Annotated in this window: 8 protein-coding genes and 2 riboswitches; of the genes, 4 read left to right on the plus strand and 4 right to left on the minus strand. The window is 45.7% G+C overall.

Going from position 1 to position 10,748, the window contains the following annotated elements:
* On the minus strand, positions 1-267 hold a 267-nt coding region (locus B2633_RS01195), incomplete at its 3' end, for a hypothetical protein (RefSeq protein WP_483168714.1).
* A gap of 67 nt (positions 268-334) precedes the next feature.
* Positions 335-421, minus strand: a riboswitch (cyclic di-GMP riboswitch).
* Between the two features lie 81 nt (positions 422-502).
* A riboswitch (cyclic di-GMP riboswitch) is annotated at positions 503-587 on the minus strand.
* Positions 588-977: 390 nt separating this feature from the next.
* Here B2633_RS01195 and B2633_RS01200 point away from each other — a divergent pair.
* Positions 978-2,096, plus strand: coding sequence for a glycerol-3-phosphate dehydrogenase/oxidase (locus tag B2633_RS01200; protein WP_481038849.1), 1,119 nt, complete (start codon positions 978-980; stop codon positions 2,094-2,096).
* Positions 2,097-2,130: 34 nt separating this feature from the next.
* Here B2633_RS01200 and B2633_RS01205 read toward each other — a convergent pair whose 3' ends face one another.
* Entirely contained in the window at positions 2,131-3,111 is a 981-nt protein-coding gene (locus B2633_RS01205; protein WP_483168715.1) for an LCP family protein, read from the minus strand.
* A gap of 259 nt (positions 3,112-3,370) precedes the next feature.
* On the opposite strand from B2633_RS01205, the gene B2633_RS01210 reads away from it, so the two are divergent.
* On the plus strand, positions 3,371-4,771 hold the full coding sequence (locus B2633_RS01210; protein ID WP_483168716.1) for an amidophosphoribosyltransferase: 1,401 nt from the start codon (positions 3,371-3,373) through the stop codon (positions 4,769-4,771).
* A gap of 312 nt (positions 4,772-5,083) precedes the next feature.
* Positions 5,084-6,718 carry a class I adenylate-forming enzyme family protein gene (locus tag B2633_RS01215; protein ID WP_483168717.1) on the plus strand — a complete coding sequence of 545 codons (1,635 nt, stop codon included), beginning with the start codon at positions 5,084-5,086 and terminating at the stop codon, positions 6,716-6,718.
* Positions 6,719-6,847: 129 nt separating this feature from the next.
* On the opposite strand, the gene B2633_RS01220 is transcribed toward B2633_RS01215, so the two are convergent.
* Positions 6,848-7,681 carry a phosphoenolpyruvate hydrolase family protein gene (locus tag B2633_RS01220; RefSeq protein WP_483168719.1) on the minus strand — a complete coding sequence of 278 codons (834 nt, stop codon included), beginning with the start codon at positions 7,679-7,681 and terminating at the stop codon, positions 6,848-6,850.
* 20 nt (positions 7,682-7,701) lie between these two features.
* Complete coding sequence (locus tag B2633_RS01225; RefSeq protein WP_483168720.1) at positions 7,702-8,913, minus strand: Tm-1-like ATP-binding domain-containing protein; 1,212 nt, start codon at positions 8,911-8,913, stop codon at positions 7,702-7,704.
* Between the two features lie 478 nt (positions 8,914-9,391).
* On the opposite strand from B2633_RS01225, the gene B2633_RS01230 reads away from it, so the two are divergent.
* A complete protein-coding gene (locus B2633_RS01230) occupies positions 9,392-10,618 on the plus strand; it encodes an MFS transporter (RefSeq protein WP_483168722.1) in 1,227 nt (408 codons plus the stop codon).
* Positions 10,619-10,748 lie beyond the last annotated feature (130 nt).

Raw genomic sequence — 10,748 nt, forward strand, 5'->3', positions numbered from 1 at the left:
TTGACGGTTAGACGATTTGGATATAGTTACTTCGACCCCGGGAGAAACCTCATCAACTATATTTTGCGCCATTGCAACCACGTTTGAATCTTCGCCTTCAATCGGATTCAAGGTCCTTTCATCAGCTAGGGCAGCTTTCGCTGCTGCTACCGCCTTGGAATCAGCATTGGATTTAATGGTTTTGGCCGAAGTAGATGATAATTGGATGGAAAAGAAGAATAACAGACAGACAGTCAGCGCTATGATATGACGTTTCTTAGTAAACAAATGGACCGCCCCTTTCTTATTTGTGTTGGACGGCCCGTTGGAAAAGGCAGGTACATGAATCCTCCTTTTCGGTAGCCTGGCTATCATAGACTGATCTGTCCTTAGACCCATGGCTTTGCGTCCCTGCTTTTCAACAGGTTTGCCTTTATCGGTAAGTGATCTATCCCTGCCGTCCTCGTCTATGTAAAAAACCTGCTCGGATAAGTTGCCGGGCAGGAAATATAAGAACAGTATTTTTGGCAACCCGGCGGCCATGGTCTTGCGACTTTAGGCCCGTAGCTTTGCGTCCCTGTCTTTCGACAGGTTTGCCTTTTTACTTCTATCTACTTTACATCAACTATATCCTGCGATTACCAATTTGTCAATATATCTACTATAATTGGGGATAAAGGTCCCTTGTTTATATGAATTATTATCTAGATAGGATTCTCAACTGTGATACTGGAACTAGAACGACGTAAGGTGGTGATTAAAAGCCATCATGAAATTGGCCAAAAGCCCTGCTGGTTATATACAACGTCGAAAACTGGTACTGATTTCGATGAAAATTACGATACAATTACTAAACTAAATTAAGAAAAACTCAAGATATAAAATTATAGTTGAAGCCAGGAGTTTGCTCTGGAGATAATGAAGCAAAGAAGACAATTTTCAATTTGTCATCGGGTTTAGGATAATTGTGGTGAACATTATATATGAGGTACATAAAAATGTGGGAACAGTTTGATATTGTTATCATGGGGGGAGGCATAAATGGTTGTGCTATAGCCAGACTGCTTTCTCAGAATGGAAAAAAGGTGTGTATTTTGGAAAGACACACCGTAGGTAGTGGCACCTCATCAAACAGCTCCAAGCTTATTCATGGTGGATTAAGGTATCTGGAGACCGGAAGGGTTGGTTTGGTTCAAGAATCTCTCAAGGATAGAAAAAGACTTTTTGAACTTTATCCTGATCTGGTTGAGATGGTGCCTTTTTATTTACCAGTATACAATGATAGCTTGCGACCTTGGTGGATAATCCGTGCGGGATTGGGGCTTTATGATCTTCTTTCTTGTCAAACGAAGTACCATTGCAGGCACATAAGTAATACTGATTTTTTAAACAGGTTTGTAGGGATTAAATCAAGGGGGTTACGTCGGGTTTATTTATATTACGATGGTAAAACGAATGACTTAGAAATGACTCGCAAGATGGCCCGAGATGCTGTCGGTTTTGGTTGTGATATCCGGGAAAATTGTCAGGTGTTTTCCATTAATATCGATGATAAGTTAATTAAGATCATGTACAAGAATAGCAGAGGAGAACATAAGGTAGGGGCCCCTTTGCTTATTAACGCTACCGGTCCTTGGATTGACGAAGTGAATGTAAAATATCGTTTGCCGCATAACTATCGGATCAGCAAGGTGAGCGGGGTACATATCGTTCTTAACCGAACATTAGTTCCGGACTGTATGTTTTTGCAGACGTACAACCGGCGAATATTTTTCATGATCCCTTGGGCGGAGGGAAGAACTATTATCGGGACAACCGAAAGGATGGAGCGAGATTCCTGTGACGATGTGCAAATACAGGATGCCGATGTGAAGTACTTGTTGGATTGTGCCAATCACTATTTACAAGAGCCGGTTAGTCAGGATAATATTTGTGATACTTTTCTGGGCATAAGGCCTCTGGTAAGAATTAAGAATGCTGACTCAGATGCTACTACTATGAGCAGGGATTACAAAATCGATGTAATCAGTAAAGGAAAAGTCAAATTGATTCATGTTTATGGTGGCAAGTTGACTACTTGTTTGAGTATGTCGGAGAAGGTAGCTGCACGAATTTAGAAGAATCATTAGGACGTAGCCAGTTTATATGGTCTTATCTATTATCAATAAAATCATGCAAAGCAGCCGTATTAGCCGGCAAATCGGGGACCAAATAATAAACGCCGTTGATTGTCTTACCTTCGCAGGCTGAATCAAGAGGAATCCGAGTTCGTTGGACGCTTGTAAGATTGGAAGTCAATGCATCTACTCCCATTTTTATGAGATCGGTTTTGCTAAAACTGGTGACGATGTAGGGCAGTAACTCGGAGACTAACCCGGGTACTTCATTGTGGTCTATTACCTGGACTTTATAAATCACTTCTGTAAGCACGCTTCGCTGGCGCTCGGTTCGTTCGTAATCACCGTTGCCTACATACCTGATTCGCGCGTAATCTACCGCTTGCTGACCGTTCAAATGTTGCCGTCCCGCTTCTGTAAGCCCTTCAACACGGGACACTTCTTCTTCCAAAACATTGATATCTACTCCACCCAAGTAATCTACTATCTTTGCCATACTGTCAAATGATACGAATGCATAATCTCTGATATCTAGATCGAAATTGCTGTTAATGGTCTGAATAATCAATGGCGGTCCGCCAAAAACGAAAGCATGATTGATCTTATCCATCCCGTGGCCGGGGATATTGACATAAGTGTCCCGCATAATGGAAGACAATTTGATGGCATGGTTTCTTTTATCTATCGAAAGGATCATGATTACATCCGCCCTGCCCGGGTCATCAAGATTTTCCTGATCAATTCCAAAAAGAGCGATATTCAATGGCGGATATTCCCTAATTATAGAGGTCTCCTGTACTTCCGGATTGATTCCCAGGGCCTCATTACTTTTATCCATGGCCGTATAGGTTATTTTGTTAAGCTGCCAATAAACGTAGGTTCCACCTAGTAAAATCAACGCCAGCATTAAAACACCTATTGTAATAAAAATATGCTTTTTGTTCATTCTTTTTGGCGTATCCGATTCTGTCATATAATACTTGCTCCTCGAATTAGATTTAATTTGCAAAATCATTCTCATTATACCACCGCTGTATGAAAACTTGCCATATGCAGGAGGATAATGGCAGAATCGATAATTTAACACTGTTCAGGTAATATAGCTAGACTTACCAGTTATGAACGGTTTACCCATATCTCGGGCTAAGAACTACTCACTAAAAAATATTCTCTAGGCACCTGAGCGAAAGTGTTCGAGATTTGTTATATTAAAAGGGTATTCTTATTGGCGTCAACAAATATTGTGTAAATATATAAAGAGGGGTGTAATTACTTTGAGCGGGGTTTTTGGGGTTGTATCTAAAGAAGATTGCGTCACCGATGTATATTTTGGTACCGATTATCATTCACATCTGGGAACCAGCAGGGCTGGGATGGCCATTTGGAGCGGTAATAATTTTAACAGTCTAATACACAACATTGAAAATACTCAGTTCAGAGCAAAATTTGAATCTGATTTGCCCAATATAAGCGGGAACATGGGTATAGGATGTATAAGCGACACCGAACCTCAGCCATTGACGGTGCGTTCACATCTCGGTCATTATGCGCTGACCACAGTAGGCAAAATCAACAATTTGGATGAATTGGCGGATAAGGCTTTCACCGGCCGAAATATGCATTTTCTGGAAACTAGTAAAGGCACTATTAATCCTACCGAACTTGTATCGGTAATCATAGACCAGGAGAGTTCTTTTAAGGACGGCCTGCTGAAAGCACAGGAATTGATTGACGGCTCCTGTTCAATTCTGCTTTTGACCCCTGAGGGGATTTACGCCTCACGGGATAAACTTGGCAGAACGCCTTTGGTAATCGGCGAAAAGGAAGGAGCTTATTGTATTTCCTTTGAATCCTGCACCTTTACCAATCTCGGCTACAGGTTTAAATACGAGCTGGGGCCGGGAGAAATTGTGCTCATAACCCCCGATGGTATTGAAAAAATCGTTCCTGCCGGGGATAAAATGAAAATCTGCGCCTTTCTATGGGTGTATTATGGCTATCCCTCCTCAACCTACGAGGGAATGAATGTGGAGGTTATGCGGTACCGAAACGGTGCGGCCATGGCGAAAAACGACCAGGTGGAAATAGATATGGTGGCGGGAATTCCTGATTCAGGTATCGGACACGCCATCGGTTACTCCAACCAGGCCAAAGTACCGTTTGGACGGCCTTTTATTAAATATACACCTACATGGTCCAGGAGTTTTATGCCTCAGGATCAGGATATAAGAAACCTGGTTGCCAAAATGAAGCTTATGCCTGTTCCGGAATTGGTCGCGAATAAGCGCCTGCTCTTTTGCGATGATTCCATAGTACGCGGCACCCAGCTGGGGGAGACGGTAGATCTTCTGTACAAATGCGATGCTCGCGAGGTTCATATCCGGCCGGCCTGCCCGCCGCTGGTTTTCGGCTGTAAATATTTAAACTTCTCGACTTCCCGCTCGGAAATGGATCTGGCCGCCAGACGGGCTATTATTGAACTTGAAGGCCGGGAGCCGGAGAATCTTGATGACTACTGTGATCCGGCCCACGAAAAGTACCACCGCATGGTAAATTGCATCAGCGAACGGCTCAACTTCTCGTCGCTGGAATATCAGAACCTGCCGGATATGCTTGATGCCATCGGAATAGGCCGGGATAAGATCTGCACCTACTGCTGGAACGGCAAGGAATGATACCGGAGGACGCTTTCCTTGTGTTATTTTTTGATTCACTTCAGAATTATTACGAAGCAGCTCGTCAGGTGAATGCAATATCAATGCAGCGGCTGCACAAGTTGCGGTGAAACATCGTCTTTTAGCCCAGGCGGCCTTATGATGTCGATGCAGAATTATATCTTGCCCAAACAGAACGGCTAATGGGGACTTGATGGTTGATTAACTATGTCAGTCGCTTTATAATTTTGTATAGTCATAGGAATTATTCTGAAGTACGGCTGTTTATATCATTTTATATGGTTGTACGGTAGAACGGGAGGAAAATATAAAATGCCCATAATGGATTTTTTAACTCGTAATGCTGCGATTTATGGCTCAGAACTGTGTCTGACCGAAATTAATATGGATCTCCAAGAAAGCCACAATGTCACCTGGCTGGAGTATGAACTGATTGAAAACAGTCCGGCAGGGGAATACCGCAGGGACATGACCTGGAAGGTTTTCAACGAAAAAGCCAATCGAATGGCCAATCTGCTGCTCAAGAGGGGAATCAAAAAAGGTGATAAGGTAGCCATACTTCTTATGAATTGTCTGGAATGGCTGCCCATTTATTTCGGTATTCTGAAGAGCGGGGCTATCGCAGTTCCCCTGAATTTCCGCTACACCGCTGAGGAAATCAAGTATTGCCTGGATTTATCCGATTCCATTGCCCTGGTTTTCGGACCGGAATTCATCGGCCGGGTTGAAAGCATATACAATCAAATCCCCCAGGTGAAAACCCTCCTCTTTGCAGGGGAGAATCGTCCCAGCTTCGCTGAGAATTATGACCGTCTGACTGCCAACTGCTGCTCGGATGATCCTGAGATCGAAATCAATGACCAGGATGATGCGGTGATCTACTTCTCCTCAGGGACCACCGGATTTCCCAAAGCCATTTTGCACACCCATTACAGTCTGCTGTCATCGGCTATCACTGAACAGCATCATCACGGCCAAAATCGTGAGGACAATTTTCTGTGCATTCCGCCCCTCTACCATACCGGCGCCAAGATGCACTGGTTTGGCAGCCTGGTGGCAGGGAGCAAAGCGGTTTTGCTCCGCGGCGTAAAACCGGAATGGATCCTCAAAACCGTTTCCGAAGAACACATCACCATCGTCTGGCTCCTGGTTCCCTGGGCGCAAGACATCCTGGACGCCATCGAGAGAGGCGACTTGACGCTGGAAGATTATAACCTTTCGCAGTGGCGGCTGATGCATATCGGCGCCCAACCGGTTCCGCCCAGCTTGATTCGGCGCTGGAAGCAGTACTTCCCTCAGCATCTCTACGATACCAACTATGGACTGAGCGAGGCTATCGGGCCCGGATGTGTTCATTTAGGAGTGGAGAATATCCATAAAGTCGGGGCTATCGGAACTCAAGGCTATAGCTGGGAGGCCAAGATCGCCGATGAGGACGGATGTTCGGTAGAACAAGGCCAGGTTGGAGAACTGGTGGTCAGGGGGCCTGGTCTGATGAAATGCTACTACAAGGATCCTGAAGCCACCGCAACTGTATTACGGGATGGCTGGCTGTTTACCGGCGACATGGCCCGCATGGATGAAGACGGCTTTATTTATCTGGTAGACCGCAAAAAAGATGTCATCATCAGCGGAGGGGAAAATATTTATCCGGTACAGGTAGAGGATTTCCTGCGCGCCCACCCGGCAATAAAAGATGTTGCGGTAATCGGCCTGCCTGATAAGCGTCTCGGTGAGATTTCGGCCGCCATCATCGAACTCAAACCGGGCTGCGAGTACAGCGAGGAAGACATCCGGGCATTTTGCGCTCCCATGCCGCGTTACAAACGCCCGCGTGCCATAATCTTTGATGAGGTTCCGCGCAATCCCACCGGCAAAATTGAAAAACCCCGGTTAAGGGAAAAATATGGTGCGGTCAGTCTGGTGGCGGTACAAACCGGAAGCTGATTAACCGCACATTAATGAATGCTGCGAAAAATTCTTTATATCATTTATTGCCATAAAGGGGCTGATTCCCATGACATTTGGGATTCAGCCCCTTCAAGCCTTATGCTTGGGATTTCCGTTTCGTTTACCCTATTGACCCAATCTTATGTTTTTGAATGCAATAGTCTGGTTCTTGATCGCTGTTTCGGTGGGAAGCCTTTCGATGCTGGAAGCACCAAAGAAACCATCCACTCCCCGGGTGTGACTCAGGACATATTGCGCATCCGCCGGTTCGGCTATGGGACCGCCGTGACAGATGACCATGATGTCAGGATTAACAGATTTTCCGGCATCATGAATGGCCTGCACCCGCTTAACCGCCTCATCCAGATCCATAGCAGTCTCGGCCCCGATAGTGCCTTTGCTGGTCAAACCCATGTGAGCAACCAGCACATCCGCACCTGCCTGGGCCATCTTCCTGGCATCTTCTTCATCGAACACATAGGGGGTGGTGAATAATCCAACCTCATGTGCTTTGCCGATCATTTCAATTTCCAGTCCATAACCCATGCCGGTTTCTTCGAGGTTGGCCCTGAACTTCCCGTCGATCAAGCCTACTGTAGGGAAATTCTGCACCCCGGCAAAGCCCATATCCTTTAATTGCCTCAGGAAATATTCCATGTCCCGGAAAGGATCTGTGCCGCATACCCCGGCTAGAACAGGAGTATCCTTTACGATGGTCAGCACCTCCCGGGCCATTTCCACCACAACTTGATTGGCGTCTCCATAAGGCATCAGCCCGGCCAGGGAACCCCTACCGGCCATTCTATAGCGGCCTGAATTGTAAATTATGATCATATCCACACCGCCAGCTTCGGCCGATTTGGCAGAAATGCCGGTTCCGGCACCTGCGCCTATCAGCGGCCGGCCGGCTTTAATCTGTTCTTGCAGCCTTGCCCGCACTTTTTCTATAGTCCACGCCACAGCATGAAGACCCCCTTTGATTATTTTTCCAGCATATCAACCAGTTTCTTAGCCATCGCCAGAGCAAATGCTTCATCATTGATATTATTGTCCATCTCTATCAACTCAACTTTATCCTGATTTATGTTGTCTCTCAGGGCATCAAACAGAGCCCGGTCTTCTTCAGGGCCATAGAAAGGCTGACCTTCGGCATCAATCAGTGAAACCCCTTTCAGCGGTAAAAACAGCGCGGTTGCTCCGGTGGTCATGTTCAGCTTGTCAGCGATAATCAGGCCCAACTGCCGGTTTTCATCAACCGTGGTACGCATTAAAGTAACCGTGGCATTATGTTTATAGAGCTTCCTGTCCTTGAACTGTGCTGGAACCGTATCCATAGGACCAAAATTGACCATATCCAGTGCACCTGTTGAGACCACCTGAGGAATTCCCATCTGTGCTGCCGCTTCCAGTCTATGGGGACCTGCGCTAAAGACCCCGCCCACCAGTTCATCACACCATTCTGTAGTGGTGATATCCAATACGCCTTTTATAAAGCCGGCAGTTATTAAGGCTTCCATCGATCCTCCGCCAGCTCCGGTAGCATGGAAAACCAGTACTTCGTAGCCTTTTGACTCCAAGTATTCACGAGCTGCAGTAACGCAGGGCGTTGTCACCCCAAACATGGTGGCTGCCAGGAGGGGCTTTTCATGCTCCAGGACCGGAGTAACCCCTTTTGCCATGCCGGCAATGGCAAAGGCGGCGTTGGCCAGGATTTTTGAGGATATCGAATTTATCCCGGAGATGTCTACCACGGAGTACATCATAGTGATGTCTTTGTTTCCCACATAAGGCCTGGTATCTCCGGAGGCAACCGTTGAAACCATCAGTTTGGGGATTCCCACCGGCAATGCTTGCATGGCATGGGTGCCGATGGTGGTGCCGGCGGTTCCGCCCAGACTTATTATGCCCGCGATCATATCTTGTTTTTCCAGCTCGGAGACGACTTTCGCACTGCCTTTCATCATCACATCCACAGCCCGGCCTCTGTCATTGGCTGCGATAAGTTCGGCCAGTTCCGTACCGCCAGCTTCGGCAACTATGTTGTTGGATATATCCGGTTTAAAGTGGGGGATACCCAGCACTCCGGCGTTGACAACCAGCGCTTGTACACCTTGGGATTCAATGATGTCTTTGATAAACTTGAATTCCGCGCCCTTGGTATCAAGAGTCCCTAAAATTACAACTTTTTTCAAGACCACATGCCCCCTTTTTAATATCGGCCACATTCCACTCTGAAAACGACATCCTATAAACCCAGTCTATTTCATACACCATAATATGTAAATTTATAATTAGAACACCCTGAAAATAGGGATCCAGGGGATGCAAATATTGTAACCAGATTAATTAAAAGTATTATTTGTTGAGCTTTTCTTTCCCATAAGTACCAGGTTTTTTCCACTACATATATATTCTCCATTAAGGCATTAATTAACAAATTAATCTATAGGCCAATCTGACAAACTATATAGTCCTTTAACAGCATGGATAAGACAAGGTAAAAAAAACTGTATGGCACTATAGCCATGTCGTTACTGATATTTCCGATTATTAAAATAAAGCCTACAGTTGGCTTTTGTAGTATGATTGCTCATAAGGAAAGATAGCCCGAGCGGATTTTTCAACTGATGATTGGGTAATTAAAAGCTAAAGGAGAAGTTGTTTTTATACATGCACAATAATTGGAAAAAGAACATTGTTACATTTTTAGCCAGCCAGAATATATCATTGTTTGGATCGATGCTGGTTCAGTATGCTATAACCTGGTACATCACTTTGCAGACCCAATCCGGTGTGATGATGACTGTCGCTATTATTTGCGGATTTGTACCCACTTTTTTTATTTCCCCGTTTGCCGGGGTATGGGCCGATCGCTATAATCGCAAGCTGCTCATTATAGCCTCAGATTCTTTAACAGCGATAACTACATTGATTTTAGCAATTCTGTTTATCATGGGCCACGGTTCGATATGGCTGCTTTTTGTAGCATCTGCTATACGCTCCATCGGTACCGGTATTCAGACCCCTGCGCTGGGAGCAATTCTTCCCGATTTAGTCCCTGAGGACATGCTTACCAGAGTGAACGGGGTAAACAGCAGCATTCAATCTCTGGTTTTCCTGGTTTCGCCTCTGCTCAGCGGAGCGCTTTTGACTCTGGCTACCATCGAAGCCATATTTTTTATCGACGTAGTAACAGCGGCAATAGCGGTCTTTATATTATCTTTGCTGAATGTCAAACTCCATGCCAAAGCGCTTCAGAAGTCTGACATCAGCTATTTTGGCGATATGCAACAAGGCCTCAGGTACATCAGCAATCACGGGTTTATAAGAACCCTTTTTATATTTTGCGGGATATTTTTTATATTGGCGGCCCCGTTATCATTTTTGACCCCGCTGCAGGTAACACGCAGCTTCGGGGCCGAGGTCTGGCGTCTGACTGCCATTGAGGTGGCCTTTTCTGTCGGGATGATGGCAGGGGGCATAATCATCGCCGCCTGGGGCGGTTTCAAAAACCGACTTCACACTATGATAACCTCAGTTGTGGTCATCGCAGTAGGCACCTTTGCACTGGGAATTGTCCCTATATTTTGGATTTACCTTGCTATTATGGGGATGGTCGGCATGGTTCTGCCCATGTTCAACACCCCCTTCATCGTATTACTGCAAGAGAAGGTGGAAACAGATTTTTTGGGGAGGGTATTCAGTGTTTTAAATATGATATCCAGCTCCATTATGCCTCTGGCTATGCTGGTGTATGGACCGGCAGCCGACATGATCAGAATCGAATGGCTCTTGCTGGGAACCGGCCTATTAATACTTGTGGAAGGTTTTTTCATGTTAGGCAATAAGGTGTTGATTGAAGCCGGAAAACCGGAAAACAAATTGGAACCTATTTAGTTTTTAGAGGGCAAAACTCCTCAGCGGTTAAATTTGGGGGGGCGATGGGTTGCTGCCGAGATTGCCATCGCAAACAGGTTGTGGCGGCAAGATAGTTTTCACCCGAGTACACTGCGGTTTGGACCTTAAG

Source organism: Syntrophomonas sp. UBA1041 (genome assembly GCF_002316705.1).
Classification (GTDB): Bacteria; Bacillota; Syntrophomonadia; order Syntrophomonadales; family Syntrophomonadaceae; genus DTU019.

Coding starts and splice junctions, on each gene's coding strand:
- B2633_RS01200 (WP_481038849.1), top strand. CDS start 978: ATGTGGGAACAGTTTGATATTGTTATCATGGGGGGAGGCATAAATGGT.
- B2633_RS01215 (WP_483168717.1), top strand. CDS start 5,084: ATGCCCATAATGGATTTTTTAACTCGTAATGCTGCGATTTATGGCTCA.
- B2633_RS01230 (WP_483168722.1), top strand. CDS start 9,392: ATGCACAATAATTGGAAAAAGAACATTGTTACATTTTTAGCCAGCCAG.
- B2633_RS01205 (WP_483168715.1), bottom strand. CDS start 3,111: ATGATTTTGCAAATTAAATCTAATTCGAGGAGCAAGTATTATATGACA.